Origin of the sequence: Xenorhabdus sp. TS4 (genome assembly GCF_014467265.1) — a bacterium.
Lineage (GTDB): Bacteria > Pseudomonadota > Gammaproteobacteria > Enterobacterales > Enterobacteriaceae > Xenorhabdus > Xenorhabdus ehlersii.
In genome coordinates, this window is record NZ_NKHQ01000002.1 from 168,995 (window position 1) to 188,231 (window position 19,237).

Here is a 19,237-nt window from a genome sequence, read left to right on the forward strand (position 1 = left end):
TTTATAATAAGAGCCCACATACTGTGGGCCAGTCATTCTTATATTGCCAAAATAATTATCAGAAAACACATGAATCTACAGCATCATTTTCTTATTGCCATGCCTTCTCTCTCTGATCCTTATTTCAATCGTTCCGTGGTTTATATCTGCGAACATGATCAAAACGGGGCAATGGGATTAATTATCAATAAGCCAATAGACCGAGTTTCTATCCAAAGTATCTTACAAAAATTAGATATCACTCCTAAAGATAGAGACAGTACGATCAATCTCAACCGGCCAGTGATGGCGGGTGGTCCTCTGTCTGAAGAGCACGGTTTTATTTTGCATACGCCGCAATCAGGTTTCAGTTCCAGTATTCAGATCTCTGAACACACCATGATCACGACATCCAAAGATATGCTGGAAGCTCTGGGCACATCGCGCCAACCGAAAAATGTTTTAATGACCCTTGGATACTCAAGCTGGGAAGCTGGTCAGTTGGAAAGGGAAGTTATGGAAAACAGTTGGCTTACTGTCAGCGCTGAACCTTCCATCATTTTTGATACTCCTATTGCTACCCGCTGGCATGAAGCGGCTTCTTTACTGGGGGTTAATATTTACAATCTCTCATCACAAGCAGGACACGCCTGATGAAAAACCGTACAATCATCGCTTTTGATTTTGGAACTCGCAGTATTGGAGCTGCCATCGGGCAAGAAATCACAGGCACGGCCAGAGCATTAACCTCCTTCAAAGCCAACGAAGGTTCCCCTAATTGGGAGCTTATTGGAAAATTACTTAAAGAGTGGCAACCCGATCTGGTTATTGTTGGTCTGCCACTCAATATGGATGGCACAGAACAACTTGTCACCGCACAAGCCCGTAAGTTCGCCAATCGCATACATGGCCGTTTCGGGGTACAAATTGAACTGCATGATGAACGATTAACTACCGTGGAAGCACGCTCTCACCTTTTTGATCACGGTGGCTATAAAGCACTGAATAAAAGTAAGGTTGATGCCACTTCCGCTGTTATTATCCTGGAAAGCTGGTTTGAACAGCAATATCAATAATAACAATATTTATAATAGCAATATTTATAATAGCAATATCCGTAATAGCCATACTCACCATTAGGCATGGCTATTACCGTAAGCAGTTTATCCCAGCAACCCCAACGAATTGCGTTGTTTTCGGCTTTGCTCGTAAGTTTGCATACCGCAAGCAGCACCAGTCTGCATTAATGATGCTATTTGATGATTCTTGCCTTCTCTTACCAAATGACTAACAGCCTGATTGATGACCAAAACTTCATAAATAGCTACTCTTCCACCATCTTTAGCAGGAAGCAATTGCTGAGAAATAACTGCCTTTAAACTTCCGGCCAGCTGGCTACAAATCCAACCTTTTTCTTCTGCGGAAAAAACATCAACCAGACGATCTATCGCCTGAATTGCACCACGGGTATGCAGCGTTGACAAAACCAAGTGCCCCGTTTCAGCCGCTGTCAAAGCCAACCTGATCGTCTCCTTATCCCGTAATTCTCCCAGCAGGATCACATCTGGATCTTGGCGTAATGCTCCTTTCAATGCCGTTTGATAATCCTCGACATCTTTACCAATCTGCCTTTGCTGTATCAAACAATTTCGGCTTCGGTGAACAAATTCTATTGGATCTTCCAACATAATGATGTGCTTACAAACATGGCTATTCAAAGCATTAATCATAGCTGACAGCGTAGTAGACTTACCGCTTCCCGTCGCACCTGTCACTAATATCAATCCACTCATCTCCTGCAAGGTAAGGTGCTGGATGATGTCAGGCGCATAGAGTTGTTCCAATGTCGGGCATTTATTCTCAATCAATCGCAATACCAATGATAAATGAGATTGTTGATAGAATAGATTTCCCCTGAGTCGCTGTTTATCTGGCATTGTTACCACAAAATCGACATGACCGTGCTTATGTAACTGCTGTTTCTGCGCATCCGATAATATTTCTTCACTCCATGTTATAAGGGTATTAGGTTGAATTTCCTCATATTGTCTCTGTGGGTATAACATACCATTGATACGCAAAACCGGAACTTGCCCGACACAAAGATGCAGATCGGAAGCATTATGCTTTACACTAAGGGACACCCATTTTTCCATATTCATTTTTTTATCTCCTGAGTCAATTATGAACAATATCGAACAAAATCTTCACGATGTCAGGAACCGCATGACACTTGCAGCGCAAAAATGCGGACGTTCTTCAGAAGAAATTACTTTGCTTGCAGTCAGTAAAACCAAACCTGTGGATGCCATCGCAGAAGCCATAGCCAATGGCCAGCGGGAATTTGGTGAGAATTACGTGCAGGAAGGGGTTGAAAAGATCCAATACTTTACTAACCGTGACGATTTAGTGTGGCACTTTATTGGCCCATTACAATCGAACAAGAGTCGTTTGGTTGCAGAAAATTTTGATTGGTGTCATACCGTTGACAGAGTAAAAATCGCCCAACGTTTAAGCGAGCAACGTCCTGAAAACATGCCGCCTCTTAATATTCTGATCCAGATTAATATCAGTGGAGAAGAGAGCAAATCAGGCATTTTGTTGGAAGAGTTAACCGAATTGGCTGCAACTATTAATGGATTGCCTAATCTGGTATTGCGCGGATTGATGGCAATACCTGCACCGGAAAACAACTTTGAACGCCAAATTGCCATTTTTCGCCAAATGGAACAAGCATTGATTAAGCTAAAAGCGCAATATCCCCAAGCTGATACACTATCAATGGGCATGACGGATGATATGGAAGCCGCTATTACTTGTGGTTCTACACTAGTTCGGATTGGAATGGCAATATTCGGTGCCCGTCAGTACAAGTCTTAATATAGAAAATGAAAATCACCTGATTCAATACCTTAAATTAACTGATTAATAGACGAGATTATCTAATGGAAAATCGTAAAATCACCTTTATTGGCGCAGGAAATATGGCTCATGCCATTATTGCCGGCTTAGTCAGCAAAGGTTATCCTGCCGAACTTATCACTGTCTGTTCTCCAACTACCGCCCGCCGTGATGTGCTGGCAAAAGAATATGGCATTAATAGTCAAGGCGATAATATTCGTTACGCACAAGAAGCCGATGTCATCGTTCTGGCGGTTAAACCGCAAATGATGGCAGAAGTTTGTGGATCACTGCACTCATACGTCGATTTCAGTGGAAAACTGGTTATTTCTATTGCTGCTGGTATTCCAGTGTCCCGTTTTTATACGCTCTTGCAGGATAATCTCAATATTATCCGCATTATGCCAAATACCCCTTCGCTTGTAGGGCAAGGGATGAGTGGATTGTTTGCGCCTGAGCATATCGGGCAAACTGATCGCGACTTTGCAGCATCGCTAATGAGTAGTGTCGGGAAAGTCAGCTGGGTAAATGATGAAAACGGTATCAACGATATTATCGCCATCGCAGGCAGTGCCCCTGCTTATTTCTTCCTGTTCATGGAATCGATGCAACAAGAAGCGGAACGTCTGGGATTTGACAGTGAAACGGCCAGAGAACTTGTCCTGCAAGCAGCCATAGGTTCAGCTAAACTTGCTGAAACGCAAAAAGATCTTCCTTTTGCTATCCTGCGTGAGCAGGTAACATCTAAAGGCGGTACAACGGCTGAAGCATTGCGCATTTTTTATGAAGGCAAGCTGCCTGAAATTGTGTCCAATGCCATGCAAGGAGCCATTCGCCGAGCACAGGAAATGGAAAAATTATTTTAATTCAATTGGTTTAATTCAATCAGGGCTGCTACATGCAATTCTTAAACTTCGTCTTTTTCACCGTTCTGGATTTATATATTGCCGTTTTACTACTGCGTGTCTGGATGCAGTGGGCACGTTGTGATTTTTATAATCCATTCTCACAATTTATCGTTAAAATTACCCAACCTGTGGTACGCCCATTACGCAGAGTCATTCCTGCCATTGGTCCCATTGATACCGCGTCCGTACTTCTCTCCTACCTGCTGATTATTATCAAGATCTTGTTGCCGATATGGTTAGCCACAGGGCAATTTTTAGTCCCTTCTGGTGCCATATTCTTGTTTAGCGTGATTGAGTTACTGACTGCTGCCGGAAAGCTCGTATTCTGGTTAGTGATCGCCCGCGCGTTATTAAGCTGGATCAGCCAAGGACGCAACCCTGTGGATTATGTCCTGATTCAATTAACTGAACCACTAATGGCACCTATCCGCCGCATTATCCCTTCTATGGGCGGCCTTGATTTCTCTGCCATGATTGTCATTCTTATTCTCTACGCACTGAATGCCCTGCGCTACGATGTAATGGGGTGGCTGGCTTCAATGTTCGCAAGTTAATTAGATAAACAGATCAATTAGATACATAGATTAATTGGATATACAGGTTAATAAAATAAATGGCAATGCAAAAAGTTGTTCTCGCCACGGGAAATGCAGGTAAAGTACGTGAATTGGCTGATTTATTAGCTGATTTTGGCTTAGATATCGTGGCTCAAACCGCATTAGGTGTGGATTCAGCCGATGAAACAGGTCTCACTTTTATTGAAAACGCAATCATCAAAGCTCGCCATGCCGCAGCAGTGACCGGTTTACCTGCGATTGCCGACGATTCTGGGTTATCGGTTGACGCATTAGGTGGTGCACCAGGTATTTATTCCGCTCGCTATGCAGGCAGTAATGCCTCCGATCAGGAGAACCTGGAAAAATTATTGCAAGTCATGCGCGATGTTCCTGATGAACAGCGTCAGGCTCAATTCAATTGTGTACTGGTCTTCCTACGCCATGCAGAAGATCCTACCCCTCTGGTATATCACGGTCGCTGGTCAGGCATGATTACCCGTGAACCGGCTGGAAAAGGCGGTTTTGGTTATGATCCCGTTTTTTATGCTCCTGAATTTAACTGTACAGCCGCCGAGCTAACTCGTGAGCAAAAAAATGCCATTTCACACCGTGGGAAAGCATTAGCAATGTTATTGGAAGCCATGCGTAATGCTTAAGTTGCCACCTCTGAGTCTTTATATTCATATTCCGTGGTGCGTGCAGAAATGCCCTTATTGTGACTTTAATTCACATGCCTTAAAAGGGGATGTACCGCATCAGGAATATGTTGATCATCTATTGGCAGATTTGCATGTGGATCTACCAATGATTGGTGATCGTGAGGTATCAACGATTTTTATCGGTGGAGGAACCCCTAGTCTGTTAAGCGCCGAAGGTATGCAACGATTGCTTGATGGGGTCAGGGCTTCACTGCCACTCTCTCCGCAAGCAGAGATTACAATGGAAGCCAATCCGGGAACCGTTGAAGCTGCTCGTTTCAGTGCTTATCAGCAAGCGGGAATCAATCGCATTTCTATCGGTGTACAAAGTTTTGGTTCAGATAAACTTATCCGTTTAGGGCGTATCCACGGCCCGGAAGAGGCCAAACGGGCAGCTAAATTGGCTAACGGGCTTGGATTACGCAGTTTCAATCTGGATTTGATGCATGGCCTGCCTAACCAAACACTCAATGAAGCATTGAATGATTTACGTCAGGCTATTGAGTTATCGCCCCCCCACCTGTCCTGGTATCAACTAACGATTGAACCCAATACCAGTTTCGGTTCTCGCCCTCCGGTCTTACCGGATGATGATGCGTTATGGGATATTTTTTCCCAAGGCCATCAATTACTGACAGAGGCGGGTTATCAACAATATGAAACTTCGGCCTATGCCAAACCCGGTTATCAATGCCAGCATAATCTCAATTACTGGCGTTTCGGTGATTATTTGGGGATTGGTTGCGGAGCACATGGCAAAATTTCGTTTGCAGATGGCCGTATTCTCCGTACGGTAAAAACCAAACATCCACGCGGTTATATGCAAGGGAATTATCTGGATCAGCAAAATCAGGTGGATAATGGAGATCGTCCATTTGAATTTTTCATGAACCGTTTTCGCTTGCTGGAATCGATGCCACGCCAGGATTTCAGTGATTTCACCGGATTATCGGAAAGTGTCATTCGTCCACAAATTGACGAAGCACTGACGAAAGACTATATCACTGAAAGCGATACACACTGGCAAATCACCAAGCACGGAAAACTATTCCTGAATTCCTTACTAGAGCTGTTTCTTTGAAGAAATAAACTTATAAATAAACTGCACCTAAAAATTAAAAGGTGCAGTTTTATTGGTTAGAATCTGAGGGAATATTGTTTTTAGAGCTATATTTTAACCAGTGCACATAGTTACCCACATTACTTAGTTCTCTCTTAATCAAACAGCATTACCAGATAAAGGTAATATTTCATATTAGAAAACATTATAATTATTCCTGAACAAGACCAGATATTTCTGGATGAAAATATTCTCTATATTTATTTAAACACTCTTCATTTCTGAAACTATATGTTTTAAGTAACCAACGCTTTTCCGCAGCATTTTTATCAACAACCTTGATAATTTCACGATTATGCAGTGAATCCTGATTTGCAAAAGAAAATAAATCTCCGCTATTAATAGAAATATGTTCCTTTTTTGCTTTAGTGATAGCAATTTTCAATTCAAGAAGAGCCTCAATAGCTTCTTTAGGGGCATCTAATAAATAGGTAGTACGGGTATCGTAGTAACGAAAAGTATGTATGTTCTCAAGAATGATATGCTTTTCAGAGTAAATTTGTTTTTTGTTAGAGTCTCTTGAATATTCGTCATAAGGAGTCATATACCAAGGTTGACGTAACCAGTGCTGCGATTCTGGCTTTAGGTAAGAAAGTATATCCTTGCCATCAAGATAACCTGTATAAATCAAATTTCGTTCACTACAACGCATACCAAGTAAACTAAGAAAATCCGCTCTCACAGGATGCGCGGTACGATCATTGTGGAAATAGAGTTCACCATCAGTTTTTTGCGTTTGTGTATTAGAATATTTCTTATGGGCGTAGACATCATGAAAGAAATCACCGTTATTGCGTGTCTGGTAAGCCAGTAGAGGAGAATCAGTTAACTGTGAGAAAAGTTCTAACAGGCTTTCTCCAATAAATGTTGTTTTCTTCCTGTATTTATCATTCACAGGGTCTTCCTGATCGAATTCAGGAATAACTCTATCAATAGGAAGATTTTTCAATAGCTGTGCATTAATACCATATAGTCGTCTTTCATCTTTTATTTTATGACATACTTCTACAAATTTCTTTGGTACTTTTCCCAACAAAATAAGATTGCTAACTTCATGCTTAAAATTAATATAATTTTCATAAGGATTAACATTAATTATATCAAGAGCATTAAAAATATCTTTGTTTTCCAACCTGTCAAATTTGTAAACACTAATCATTTTAAACCTCCAAATAATATTATTCCAAACATGTCATTATACTACCAACAATATCTTATAAAAATCTTAAGTGAATTAATCACATTAAAATTTATAAAAGGAAAAATAAATCAAGAGAGAATAAAATTATCACCAGAATTTTTCTAAATTAAACAGCCATCTATTAAGAAAAGATGGCTGTTTTCAATATCATCTTATTCTGCCTGAAGCACGGGCGTAAGAAAATAGCCCTCCGGCAGAGACAATATTGGCAAGTTCACCAATAGGATCGGTTTGATATTTTTCACCATTTTTCAACAGAATGACGGTCTGGTTTTCAATATCAATCTCAATACTGTCTCCCGTGACTAATTGGTCACACAAGCGCTCTTGGGCTGCAACGGGCAATAACTGGCCAGTTGATACACAATTTCGAAAGAATATACGGGCATAAGATTGAGCAAGCACCGCTTTCACCCCTGAAGCACCTAAGGCTGCCACAGCATGTTCACGTGAAGATCCACAACCAAAATTCTGCCCTGCCACAATGATCGGGTATTTCGCTTTTCCCTTGCATTCATCAATAAAAGGCAGTGAACCTTCCGGTAATCCACACATCGCCAGCGAAGCCAGTTGAGCGTATCCTTCAGGAGTAGAAGGATTGACCTTGAGATATTCCGCTGAAAGAATCTGGTCAGTATCAATATTATCGGTCAATACATAAACCTCACCCCGAATGATACTTTCCTTTAACTCACTCATAAAAACTCCTTAGGATTTGTTATTTGACCAGTAATAGCAGCCGCGGCAACAGAATAAGGAGAAGCGAGATAAATATTGGCGCGTTTATGCCCCATTCTGCCGACAAAATTGCGATTGGTGGTGGATATGACTGATATTGGATCATTGACGCGGCCAAAAGTATCTGGCGGGCCACCACAACAAGCGGCACACCCTGATTCAGAAGAAAGTTTCACTCCCGCATCGCTTAAAATCTGGTAGACAGAAACGCCATCGATTTGGGTCGTAATCGTTCTATGGAAAACTTCTTTTGTTGCAGGTACTGCATAAGTTGGAATTATCACTTTATGCCCTTTGATAACGCGGGCTGCCGCAACAAAATCCTCCAGCTTGCCCCCGGTACAAGAACCAATATATGCCTGAGAAATGGCAACATTGGCTACCTGCTCAATGGAAACGACATTATCCGGAGAATGGGGTTTGGCAATCTTTGGCTGCATCGTGGAAACATCAATATTTAACACACGGCTATATTGTGCATCCTCGTCAGGGTAGACAATTTCAAACGGGAGATTATTTCTTTCTGCTAAATAATCCAGAGTCGCCTGATTGGGAACCATAATGCCATTTTTAGCTCCACACTCAACGACCATATTGCAAATCGTCATGCGCTCTTCTACTGATAACTCATCAATAACGTTACCACCAAACTCTATAGCCTGATAGGTTGCACCATCGACAGTTAACTCTGACAATACAGATAAAATCATGTCCTTAGCCAAAACATGGGCTGGCTTGGTTCCGGTAAAATTGACCCTAATGGTTGTTGGCACCTTAAGAGGAATTTCTCCCGTACCTAATGCATAAGCTGCGTCAGTAATCCCTAACCCAATGGCAAATGCACCAAAAGCCCCCGCAGTTACAGTATGAGAATCTGTGCCCAGTAACACTTCACCCGGGCGAATATGTCCTCCCTCTGCAAGCCCTATATGGCACACACCTTTATAATTGGGTGTCCCAACATCATAAAAATATTTTATGTTCTGTTCAGCGGCAAATTCACGCATCACCCGAATATTCTGGTTAGCTTGTGAGTCAGCCGAATAGACAAAATGGTCTGGAATTAAAATAAAGCGTTCAGGATCCCATATCTTTGCATCTTGCCCAAACTCCTTTTTAAATACGCTGGCTACACCTGGCGTGCAGGGATCGTGAGACATCAGAATATCCACTTTCGCCCAAACCACTTCACCCGGAGTGACTTGCGCACGCCCACTTGCCCGTGCAAGAATTTTTTGTGTAATAGTTTGGCTCATCTCACATTGCCCTCCGAAAGATAAAAACAGACTCAATAGACTGTCATCCTAACAAGATTACGACTCCTTAACGTAGGGAAATACCATCGTATGATTCACTGTTTCCATTATGGAACAGTTGTCCACAAAATGGGAAATTCTTACCCATTGAATCTGACATATCACTATAGGATATGTGATATGTTATAGGCTGGTTCCTACGAGTAAATCATCAGGTTATTGCATGAATAATATTGAGAATCTTACCTCAATGGTGGTCTTTGCCCGTGTTGTAGAGACGCTGAGTTTTACTGAAGCAGCAAGATCGTTAAGGCTATCCAAGTCTTCTGTCAGCCGCGAGATTGCACAATTAGAAGTAAGATTAGGCACCCAATTACTCAACCGCACTACACGTAAAATTCAAGTAACAGAAGTTGGGATGAGTTATTACCAATACTGCCATCGGATCCTTACCGAAGCCCAAAATGCTGAACATTTTATACGTAATTTCCATGAAGAACCGATGGGAAGCTTACGCTTGATTGCGCCGGTATCCTTTGGCAGCCAATGTATTGTTCCCGCCCTGAATCACTTTATCGCCAGTAATATTCATATCAGTGTCGATTTGGAACTGACCGACAGAACAATTAATATGGAAGAAGACCAATGCGATATTGCCATCATCATAGGGCGTGAAACGCCACAATATCCACTTGTTATGCCTTTAATTGATATCACCTGGGGACTTTACGCAACCCCAGACTATATAAACCCATTTTCTCCAATAGAGAAACCTGAAGATCTTCCTCGTTACGATTATCTGCTATTTCGTGGCCCTGCACATACGATTTCCCTGCCATTCCGTAAGGAAAGAAATAAGCTGGATATTGAAGTACGCAGCCGATTTCGCATCAATAACAGTGTGGCGTTAATGAGTTCCGCTCTGTCAGGAGCGGGTATTGCCTATCTCCCCGATTATGTTACTCATGAAGCCGTGGCAGAAGGGAAATTAGTACGACTTCTCCCAGAATGGAGCATGGATATTTATCAGGCATGGATACTATTTAAATCAGAAAATACGCTATCTTCGCGTGTACAAAAATTTGCAAGCTCTTTGCAACGCAAGCTAAGGCAAGATTTGGAGAAAGGAAAAAAAGCATAACTACAGATATCAAGCGGGTACAACAGCACCCGCCAAAGATATTATCTGTCAGAGGTATCAATAGCCATTACTATTAATCAACAATAATTAATAGTAATTGCCGTGACGGTAATCCCAGGTAGTGAAAGTGTCGGACATCATTGCCATGATTTTATGTACATCCAACCCTTTTCGGATTAATACCGGACATGGAGTAATATCGCGTTGCCCCTGTTGCAGCGGAACTAATTTACCATTTTCATCTACCATTGAAACCATCACACCTTGTTCATAACGAGTTTGCTCAGTTTCATTTGGCTGGATAGATTTGACATAGTCATTAGCGCAGATAATCAGATCGGCCCGCTCTTCTATCCTCTCACCGATACATTCAACCAGCCCGCGATTTCCCTTACCTGATGGGTTAGCCGAGCTGGCAAAAGAGAACTTACCATATTTTTCCCACAGTTCTTTTGCCAGGATTTCGCCGGGTTTGCCAAATTTAATGACGAAACAGCTCGTACCACGTTGATCCATCATCAGTTCTTTAGAACCATCATCTGGAATACGGGCTATCGCTTCTTCTTTCCACGGCAAGATACAACCTAATAATACGTCTTCATCCCAATGTCTTTGATAAAGTTCTTCAATTTCCGCGTTAAGCTGAGCCAACTCTTTCAATTGTTCCAAAGAACCACATAAAACAACACCAGGCTTGTTGCGATTACGCAGCTTAGCCTCAAATTTACGCTCCAGACCTTGCGCATCAGATGTCATGATAATGTAGCCAACTTTGGTTGGGCAGACGATCATGCCTCCATCATTAGCGAGGATCTCTACCGCTTCCGGCTGTAACCCATAGTTCCATTGAATTTTTTTGCTGCTCATATTGATACCCCTTACTGGAAACGGAAGAATTATTGATTCGGTTAACGCTGGTAGTAGCCGGTAATAGAAGCTGTTGCCAAGGTATTGGCCTGGATCATAAAACGCGCAACGGCATTTGTTGTTTCAGCATCAATTCCCAGTTTCTCTACCGATAAGGCATGTACAGTGAAAACATAGCGATGGGCTTTATCTCCCACAGGTGGACAACAACCACCGAAACCAAACAGGCCATAATCATTTCTGCTCTGAATTGTACCGGTTGGTAATTTGCTACCATCACTTTGCCCTGCATTTGCAGGTAAGGATTGTGTTACAACGGGAATATCAAAAGCGACCCAGTGCCAGAAGCCACTACCCGTTGGTGCATCAGGATCATAGACAGTAATCGCAAAACTTTTGGTTCCGGCTGGTACGTCCGCCCAAGCAAGTTCGGGGGAACGGTTATCACCATTGCCATCAAATTGATTAAATTCATGCTCTTTTTTCAAGAAATCACTATTCTTAAATTCAGTTGAACTAATAATCATGCTTATGTCCCCCATTGGATGCCTTTTGAAATATCCTAACGTAGATTTTCTGTACCGCAAGGCCAGGTTATGATTTTGCTTGATTGTTTCAATTTAGGAACAATAACGGGTTAGGGGTAATAAGTGAGTCAAAAATACCCCGAAATCTCACTATTCAGACTTCAGGGTAACTTCAGAGAAAAAGAATTTTAATTTGTGAAATTACAACGTGATGAAATTATAATGCATCAGCAACCGCTTTGATTTGTCGCGTCATGCTATCTAAACCACCGCCAGACAAGTACCAGAGATCAGACTGTAAATACACTATCTTCCCATTTTGATAGGCATTAGTTGATTTGACTTGATCATTTTCAAACTGATCTTTTTCTAATTTACCTGCACCAATTGCTTCACTACGGTCGATAATCAAGATCACATCAGGGTTAGCTTGTGCAATCATATCCGCCGTCACAATTCGACTTTTGTCTTTATCCGATGTAACCGGCAATACAGCACGAGGCGCTTTAATCACATTGTAAACAATAACCTGATTATTAGGATATAACTCACCCGCATTATGCAGTAATACTAATACCTTACTGTTTGCTGCTTTTGCTTTTTCCTCAGCGGATGCAATCGTTTTTTCCAAATCAGCAAATTGCGCTTTCACGATATCCTGCTTATTGAATAACTCACCCAACAATTTAAGATTACTATCAACGGATGACAGATAGTTTTTATTGTCCGTGCTTAAATTAATGGTTGGTGCTATTTGTGACAGACGATCATAAAAAGCACCTTGACGTCCGGTAATGACAATTAAATCTGGTTTAATTTCCGCTAATTTTTCCAAATTCGGCTCTTTCATTCCCCCGGCATTGTGCATAGTTGTAGACACACTATTACGCACATATTCAGGTAAATTATTAATGGGTAATGCAATCACTCGATCAGACAATCCCAGTTTCGCCATTGAATCGTAAGTTCCGAAATCGAATAAAACCACCCGTTTTGGATTCTTTTTAACCTGGGTTTCGCCGGAAATATGTTTCACCGTGGCATAATCACCAGACTGAGCTGTCACTGAATTTGGCGTAACTAATTCTGGTGATTGGCTGAATGCAGAGTAACTGATAGCAGAAAGCAGTGATGCAATAACAATTGACAAGATTTTTTTCATTCGTTACACCTAAATTAAGTCTATTAATAAGAGGTGGCTTGCATTCTAGGTGGCAACATTAATATGTCAACAAAATAAGAATCAATTTCATATTGATTCTTATTTACTTGTAGGGTAAACAACCTATTTTACTTAATCTCATTCATAAGACTAATGCGCTGTTGTTCTAATTGACTGGCTTTGCTACATACTTCCGCTTTTAAACGCTTTAATTCTTGTTCCTGCTTTTTCCATTCTGCATCAAAACCATTTTGCATGCCGCCTAACCCACCGAGAAGAGACATTATCATTTGTTTGCCGTCACCATTTTGGTCACTATTTTTACGGCTCATTTCGTTAATACTATCCTGCAAAATACCACCAAGGCTCTGTTCAATGAGTTTCCGGCCTTCAGGTTCTACCTGTTTGACAGCCTGAGCATTAAAGGCAAAACCATTAGCACGGGTTTCAATCACTTTATCGATTTGTTTAATGAGGCCAGATTCCAATTGAGATAAACGGTTACGGATATTACTTTCCTTACCCATTGTTTCGACCACCACTTTATCCAGTGACTGGCGCGCATTCGTCAAATGACTTAGCGCTTCTTTCTTAACCCAAGGTAAATCCTGACGGATCGTCTGTTGATATTGCTGAGCTTTACTACGTTGTTCTGTATTCAGCGATAACACCTTACCCTCTCTGGTTATGGAACCATCAGACAATATTTTCAGGTTTCCACTCGCTCCTGTAATTTGGACAGAATTTGGTGTGACAATAATGTCATCATTAAGTGTCGCATGACATTCAGAACTCGCCTGTGCCTGAGTGACAATGGCTTGAGACGCAAATAATAATGATGCAGCAATCGTGATCCTGCGTAGCATACATTCTCCTGATTTCTAAGGTTAAACACAGACAGATTAAAAGATAGAACGTCCAATACGCCCTGCTAATTTTTCCAGTGCTGCGCAACCTGCCAATGAGTTGCCGGATTTATCCAGTTCAGGCGACCATACCGCAACAGTGAATTCTCCCGGAACCACACAGATAATGCCACCACCAACACCCGATTTCCCTGGCATACCGATCCTGAAAGCAAACTCGCCAGAACCATCGTACATACCACATGTCAACATAAGTGCATTAATCTGACGAGTTTGTCGAAGGCTCAAAATTTGTTGACCGGAATCCATCATTCGTCCTTGGTTGGCTAAATAAATAAAACATTGAGCTAATTCAACACAATTCATTTTCAAGGCGCAGTATTGGAAGTATGTTTGCAGAACGGTGATAACATCATTCCCAAAATTACCGAATGATTTCATCAGGTAAGCTATCGCGGCATTGCGGCTGGAATGCTCCATTTCTGAACGGGCAACGATATCATCATAAGAAATATTTTTTTGTCCTGTGAGGCTACGAACAAACTCCAGCATTCGATGTTTAGGTGCGCTCAAGCGAGATTGCAGCATATCGCAAATAATCAATGCTCCCGCATTAATAAAAGGATTGCGGGGAATTCCCTTTTCCAACTCCAACTGTACCAATGAGTTAAACGGCTGTCCCGAAGGTTCCGTACCCACCCGTTGCCAGATATCCTCTTCCTTATAACGTGTCATCGCTAATGTTAAGCTCAACACTTTAGAAATGGATTGGATGGAGAAGCGCTTTTCCGCATCTCCCGCTTTAAAAACTTGCCCATCTACCGTACAAATGGCCATCGCCAAATTATTTGCCGGAATTTCCGCCAGAGCAGGAATGTAATCTGCTACTCTTCCTTGACCAATCAAAGGGCGTACTTCTTCTAAGATATCTGCCAACAACGAATTAGAGAACCTTACCTTCACCACTTTTTCTCCAGACAAACAGGGGCCCCTAACGAGCCCCTGCATACAGCGCTATTTTTACGTAATACGCTTTTTCTTATGCAACAGCGAATCAATCCCACCACACATCAAACAATTCTGATGTGATAACGTCTTCCATACCGCGATCTTTCAGCCAACTCTCAACCAATTGGCGATGTTCTTCCGTACATTTGCCGATTTTTTGCAGGCAGACAATACCTTCCCATTGCAAATAACCGCTGGCATCCAGAGCAAGGCCATTTGGCTCGATCAGTTCTTCAATCAAGGCATCAACTGTGCTATCGACAACCTCAACGGATGTATCAGCCGGAAAGTTCCACTTTACTGAAAAACCCAATTCCTGAAACTCATCAATACGCAATTTTTTACGCAGACGACGACTACGGTTTTTAGCCATTATTTTACCCTCTCAAACATTAGATCCCATACACCATGACCTAACCGCTGACCACGCGTCTCAAATTTTGTGACCGGGCGCGACTCAGGACGTGGCACATAATCACCGTTTCCCGATAAGTTGTGATACCCTTCTGCTGTGCTCATCACCTCCAGCATATGCTCTGCATATGGCTGCCAGTCGGTCGCCATATGGAAGACACCACCAATTTTCAGTTTACTTTTAATTAATTGAGCGAATTCAGGCTGCACAATTCTACGTTTGTTATGGCGCGCTTTATGCCACGGATCAGGGAAGAAAAGCTGAACCATTGCCAGGCTCTGATCTGGGATCATGTTATTCAATACTTCGATAGCATCATGGCACATCACTCGCAGATTACTGAGATTTTCATCTTCTGCGAATGCCAAACAAGCCCCAACTCCCGGCGCATGAACTTCGATTCCCAAAAAGTTTCTCTCTGGATTTTCGCTTGCCATTGTGACCAATGATGCGCCCATACCAAAACCGATTTCCAACACAACAGGTGCTTCACGACCAAAGATCTCTTCCATATTGGACAATTCTGTCTGATAGTCCACTCCCATCCTTGGCCACACATTATCAAGTGCTTGTTGCTGGCGACTCGTTAACCGCCCCTGCCGACGCACAAAACTGCGGACACGGCGCAATGCCCTGCCATTTTCATCATATTCCGGTGAAATTACATTATTTATCATGGTACTTTTTGTCAGTTTCTAAAGACATTTTTTCAGGCGTCTGGGACTTTATGTACCGCAGGATTGCCCAAAGAGAGCGCAATTATGCAAAGATGGCTGAGTTTATCAAGTTCAGTGTCCATAAGCACAACTTTAATGCTATGTTTGCGTAATGCTTCGAAACAAAGTTCGGGTTTACACTGAGGTTACACTATGTTGCAATCCCGCTCACGAAACAATTACCAGATATAAAGACAATTATTCTAATGATGGAAGCTGAGCAATTTTCACAAGTGGTACTTGAGTGGTATCACCGCTACGGCCGCAAAACCCTGCCGTGGCAGTTGGAAAAAACATCCTATCACGTCTGGCTTTCAGAGGTGATGCTGCAACAAACTCAAGTTGCGACGGTCATTCCTTATTTCCAAAAATTTATTTCACGTTTTCCTGATGTTACCTCTTTGGCTGCTGCCCCACTGGATGAGGTTCTCCACTTATGGACTGGCTTAGGATATTACGCCCGTGCCCGTAACTTACATAAAGCCGCACAACAGATCGTGACATTGCACAAGGGTAAATTTCCAACAACCTTTGATGATGTTGTTGCCCTGCCCGGTGTAGGACGTTCAACTGCCGGAGCCATTCTTTCATTGTCCCAAGGTAAGCATTACCCGATCCTTGATGGTAACGTGAAACGTGTTTTGGCTCGTTGCTACACTGTTGACGGCTGGCCGGGGAAAAAAGAGGTTGAAAACCAGTTATGGGATATCAGCACACGCGTAACGCCCAAACAAGGTGTCGAATATTTTAATCAGGCGATGATGGACTTGGGCGCTATAGTCTGCACCCGCAGCAAACCAAAATGTGAGATTTGTCCACTTAATACGGGTTGTATCGCTTACGCCAATCACAGTTGGGCAAACTATCCGGGGAAAAAACCAAAACAAAGCATTCCTGAAAAAACAGCCTACTTTTTATTAATGCAACATGGCGATATGGTCTGGCTAGAGCAGCGCCCACTTTCTGGTATTTGGGGGGGATTGTTTGCTTTCCCGCAATTTACTGATCAAATATCACTGGAACAATGGCTAAAAAATTCAGGTATCTCACACAGCAAACTTGAACAACTGACAGCATTTCGCCACACATTCAGCCATTTTCATTTAGATATCGTTCCTATTAAGATCGATATCTTAGCTTTTGATTCCTGCATGGATGAAAGTAAGGGACTTTGGTATAACTTACGTCAGCCAGCAACTATTGGATTGGCAGCTCCCATTGAGTACCTTTTGCAACAATTGGGTTAAGTTGCCCACTATTTTGAGGATTTGAGGATTAATTATGAGCAGAACTATTTTTTGCACTTTTTTACAACGAGAAGCGGAAGGTCAAGATTTTCAGCTCTATCCAGGGGAATTGGGCAAGCGTATTTTCAATGAGATTTCGAAAGAAGCATGGCAACAATGGATGAGTAAACAAACCATGCTGATTAATGAAAAAAAACTCAATACCATGAATCCAGAAGATCGCAAACTGCTTGAACAAGAGATGGTTAAATTCCTGTTTGAAGGACATGACATTAAAATCGACGGTTATACACCTCCAGAAAAATAATATTACTACGCTATTCGTATAGATTGACATAATAAGAGCCATTTTGTATGGCTCTAAACATTGATTAAAACCTGAATATCCAACAGCATTAATATCCAACGGCATTGTAAAATGAAAAGACTGCTGGCTCTGATCCTCCTTGCTCCACTTCTAATTTCCTGTTCTGGCAAAAAAGACGTTGAATACAGAGAAGAATATATAAAAGACACCAATGGATTCGATATTTTGATGGGACAATTTGCCCATAATATTGAAAATATTTGGGGATTACAGGAAGTTTTAATCGCAGGCCCAAAAGATTACGTTAAATATACAGATCAATATAAGACCCGTAGCCATATCAATTTTGAGACGGGAAATATTACGATTGAAACCATTTCCCCAATTGAACCCACTGAACATTTACGCAAAGCGATCGTTACGACTTTGCTGATGGGAGATGATCCTGGAACTATCGATCTTTATTCCGACGCCAACGATATTCAGATCAGCAAAGAACCCTTTCTATATGGACAGGTTCTGGATAACACTGGTGAACCCATTCGCTGGGAGTGGCGCGCACGTCATTTTGCCAATTATCTGATCCAAAATAAATTGCAAAAACGTCAATCGGGATTACACATCATTTGGTCAGTCACCATACAGTTGGTTCCTAACCATTTGGATAAACGCGCTCATAAATATCTTCCTATCGTTCGCAAAGCATCCATAAAATATGGCGTTGATGAATCCCTGATCCTTGCCATCATGCAGACTGAATCCAGTTTTAACCCTTATGCCGTCAGCCGTTCTGATGCCTTGGGCCTTATGCAGGTAATGCAACACACCGCCGGACGAGATGTTTTCAAGATGCAAGGAAAGTCAGGCCAGCCTAGCCGCAATTATCTCTTCGATCCTGAAAACAATATTGATGCCGGTACTGCCTATCTATCAATATTGCAAAATACATACTTAGGGGAAATCAAAAACGCAACTTCACGTCGATATGCCGTTATCACTGCTTACAATGGCGGTGCAGGCAGTGTATTACGCGTATTCTCCAATGATAAAAAGAAAGCGGTTCAAATCATCAATTCAATGGAACCTGGTGATATTTATGCAACTCTAACCAATAAACACCCTGCTGCTGAATCACGTCGCTATTTGATAAAAGTGAACAATGCACAGAAAAGCTATCGAAGATAGTTGATAACAAATTAGCAACGGATAGTAGAGAAATAACAAAACGGAGAAGCAATTGCTTCTCCGTTTTGTTTATATTTATAGCTTATTGTGTGAATTAAAAGCACATAAATAAATTTATGCAGAAAGTGTTTGACGGATTGGGCTGAATACGGTTTAATGCGCCCCGTTAGCCCGGATAGCTCAGTCGGTAGAGCAGGGGATTGAAAATCCCCGTGTCGGTGGTTCGATTCCGCCTCCGGGCACCACTTCAACTTCCAGTGAAGTCCAGCCCAGTCAAACAATTCTTAGTAAATCCTGCAAAATTAATACTATTTCACGCGATGCTCGACTTTAACATCTTATAACGTTGGCTTGTTGAAGCCAGTCGCGTTGACTTTTACCTTGTTTAAAATTGGCAAAAATACCCAACGTGTGAGAAAGAAGTTTTCTAGCAATTCG

The 19,237-nt window shown here is 42.0% G+C and carries 22 protein-coding genes and 1 tRNA gene; 12 read left to right on the forward strand and 11 right to left on the reverse strand.

The window, feature by feature from the left end; translation table 11 throughout:
* Nucleotides 1-69 precede the first annotated feature (69 nt).
* Complete coding sequence (locus Xets_RS01510) at nucleotides 70-633, forward strand: YqgE/AlgH family protein (protein ID WP_099131022.1); 564 nt, start codon at nucleotides 70-72, stop codon at nucleotides 631-633.
* Nucleotides 633-1,055 (forward strand): Holliday junction resolvase RuvX, encoded by a 423-nt coding sequence (gene ruvX / locus Xets_RS01515; protein ID WP_099131021.1) that lies wholly within the window; start codon nucleotides 633-635, stop codon nucleotides 1,053-1,055. The genes Xets_RS01510 and ruvX overlap by 1 nt, the downstream gene beginning before the upstream one ends.
* Nucleotides 1,056-1,142: 87 nt before the next feature.
* Here ruvX and Xets_RS01520 read toward each other — a convergent pair whose 3' ends face one another.
* Nucleotides 1,143-2,141 carry a type IV pilus twitching motility protein PilT gene (locus tag Xets_RS01520; protein WP_187651085.1) on the reverse strand — a complete coding sequence of 333 codons (999 nt, stop codon included), beginning with the start codon at nucleotides 2,139-2,141 and terminating at the stop codon, nucleotides 1,143-1,145.
* A gap of 22 nt (nucleotides 2,142-2,163) precedes the next feature.
* On the opposite strand from Xets_RS01520, the gene Xets_RS01525 reads away from it, so the two are divergent.
* From Xets_RS01525 to hemW, 5 genes are all read left to right on the forward strand, one after another.
* Complete coding sequence (locus Xets_RS01525; RefSeq protein ID WP_099131019.1) at nucleotides 2,164-2,859, forward strand: YggS family pyridoxal phosphate-dependent enzyme; 696 nt, start codon at nucleotides 2,164-2,166, stop codon at nucleotides 2,857-2,859.
* Nucleotides 2,860-2,924: 65 nt separating this feature from the next.
* Entirely contained in the window at nucleotides 2,925-3,746 is an 822-nt protein-coding gene (gene proC, locus Xets_RS01530; RefSeq protein WP_187651086.1) for a pyrroline-5-carboxylate reductase, read from the forward strand.
* 32 nt (nucleotides 3,747-3,778) lie between these two features.
* Nucleotides 3,779-4,342, forward strand: a complete 564-nt coding sequence (locus Xets_RS01535) for a YggT family protein (RefSeq protein WP_187651087.1) — start codon at nucleotides 3,779-3,781, stop codon at nucleotides 4,340-4,342.
* 65 nt (nucleotides 4,343-4,407) lie between these two features.
* Nucleotides 4,408-5,001 carry an XTP/dITP diphosphatase gene (locus Xets_RS01540; RefSeq protein ID WP_099131207.1) on the forward strand — a complete coding sequence of 198 codons (594 nt, stop codon included), beginning with the start codon at nucleotides 4,408-4,410 and terminating at the stop codon, nucleotides 4,999-5,001.
* Nucleotides 4,994-6,124, forward strand: coding sequence for a radical SAM family heme chaperone HemW (gene hemW / locus Xets_RS01545; protein WP_187651088.1), 1,131 nt, complete (start codon nucleotides 4,994-4,996; stop codon nucleotides 6,122-6,124). The genes Xets_RS01540 and hemW overlap by 8 nt, the downstream gene beginning before the upstream one ends.
* A gap of 190 nt (nucleotides 6,125-6,314) precedes the next feature.
* Here the strand turns inward: hemW and Xets_RS01550 are convergent, their stop codons facing one another.
* The 3 genes from Xets_RS01550 to Xets_RS01560 form a co-directional block, all read right to left on the reverse strand.
* A complete protein-coding gene (locus Xets_RS01550) occupies nucleotides 6,315-7,322 on the reverse strand; it encodes a taurine catabolism dioxygenase TauD (RefSeq protein ID WP_099131015.1) in 1,008 nt (335 codons plus the stop codon).
* 189 nt (nucleotides 7,323-7,511) lie between these two features.
* A complete protein-coding gene (locus Xets_RS01555) occupies nucleotides 7,512-8,063 on the reverse strand; it encodes a 3-isopropylmalate dehydratase (protein ID WP_099131014.1) in 552 nt (183 codons plus the stop codon).
* Nucleotides 8,060-9,358, reverse strand: coding sequence for an aconitase/3-isopropylmalate dehydratase large subunit family protein (locus Xets_RS01560; protein ID WP_187651089.1), 1,299 nt, complete (start codon nucleotides 9,356-9,358; stop codon nucleotides 8,060-8,062). The genes Xets_RS01555 and Xets_RS01560 overlap by 4 nt, the downstream gene beginning before the upstream one ends.
* Before the next feature lie 223 nt (nucleotides 9,359-9,581).
* Between Xets_RS01560 and Xets_RS01565 the strand changes: the two genes are divergently transcribed.
* Nucleotides 9,582-10,499: a LysR family transcriptional regulator gene (locus tag Xets_RS01565; RefSeq protein ID WP_099131012.1), complete on the forward strand. Its 918-nt coding sequence runs from the start codon at nucleotides 9,582-9,584 to the stop codon at nucleotides 10,497-10,499.
* Between the two features lie 87 nt (nucleotides 10,500-10,586).
* Here the strand turns inward: Xets_RS01565 and Xets_RS01570 are convergent, their stop codons facing one another.
* The 7 genes from Xets_RS01570 to trmB all read right to left on the reverse strand — a co-directional run bounded on the left by Xets_RS01570 (nucleotide 10,587) and on the right by trmB (nucleotide 16,021).
* Nucleotides 10,587-11,366 (reverse strand): L-threonylcarbamoyladenylate synthase, encoded by a 780-nt coding sequence (locus Xets_RS01570; protein WP_099131011.1) that lies wholly within the window; start codon nucleotides 11,364-11,366, stop codon nucleotides 10,587-10,589.
* Between the two features lie 41 nt (nucleotides 11,367-11,407).
* Nucleotides 11,408-11,893, reverse strand: a complete 486-nt coding sequence (locus Xets_RS01575) for a YbhB/YbcL family Raf kinase inhibitor-like protein (RefSeq protein WP_099131010.1) — start codon at nucleotides 11,891-11,893, stop codon at nucleotides 11,408-11,410.
* 217 nt (nucleotides 11,894-12,110) lie between these two features.
* A complete protein-coding gene (locus Xets_RS01580) occupies nucleotides 12,111-13,055 on the reverse strand; it encodes a siderophore ABC transporter substrate-binding protein (RefSeq protein ID WP_187651090.1) in 945 nt (314 codons plus the stop codon).
* A gap of 128 nt (nucleotides 13,056-13,183) precedes the next feature.
* Entirely contained in the window at nucleotides 13,184-13,921 is a 738-nt protein-coding gene (locus Xets_RS01585; protein ID WP_099131008.1) for a DUF2884 family protein, read from the reverse strand.
* Between the two features lie 36 nt (nucleotides 13,922-13,957).
* Complete coding sequence (gene glsB / locus Xets_RS01590) at nucleotides 13,958-14,929, reverse strand: glutaminase B (protein WP_099131007.1); 972 nt, start codon at nucleotides 14,927-14,929, stop codon at nucleotides 13,958-13,960.
* A gap of 46 nt (nucleotides 14,930-14,975) precedes the next feature.
* Entirely contained in the window at nucleotides 14,976-15,302 is a 327-nt protein-coding gene (locus Xets_RS01595; protein ID WP_099131006.1) for a YggL family protein, read from the reverse strand.
* The gene (trmB, locus tag Xets_RS01600; RefSeq protein WP_187651091.1) at nucleotides 15,302-16,021 is read right to left on the reverse strand and encodes a tRNA (guanosine(46)-N7)-methyltransferase TrmB; all 720 of its coding nucleotides are present in this window, start codon (nucleotides 16,019-16,021) and stop codon (nucleotides 15,302-15,304) included. Before trmB ends, Xets_RS01595 begins: the two co-directional genes overlap by 1 nt.
* 245 nt (nucleotides 16,022-16,266) lie before the next feature.
* On the opposite strand from trmB, the gene mutY reads away from it, so the two are divergent.
* From mutY to Xets_RS01620, 4 genes are all read left to right on the forward strand, one after another.
* Nucleotides 16,267-17,307 (forward strand): A/G-specific adenine glycosylase, encoded by a 1,041-nt coding sequence (gene mutY / locus Xets_RS01605; protein WP_187651092.1) that lies wholly within the window; start codon nucleotides 16,267-16,269, stop codon nucleotides 17,305-17,307.
* A 34-nt stretch (nucleotides 17,308-17,341) separates the two neighbouring features.
* Complete coding sequence (locus Xets_RS01610) at nucleotides 17,342-17,614, forward strand: oxidative damage protection protein (RefSeq protein ID WP_099131003.1); 273 nt, start codon at nucleotides 17,342-17,344, stop codon at nucleotides 17,612-17,614.
* A 111-nt stretch (nucleotides 17,615-17,725) separates the two neighbouring features.
* Complete coding sequence (mltC, locus tag Xets_RS01615; protein WP_187651093.1) at nucleotides 17,726-18,799, forward strand: membrane-bound lytic murein transglycosylase MltC; 1,074 nt, start codon at nucleotides 17,726-17,728, stop codon at nucleotides 18,797-18,799.
* 169 nt (nucleotides 18,800-18,968) lie between these two features.
* A tRNA-Phe gene (locus Xets_RS01620) sits at nucleotides 18,969-19,044 on the forward strand.
* Nucleotides 19,045-19,237: the final 193 nt, after the last annotated feature.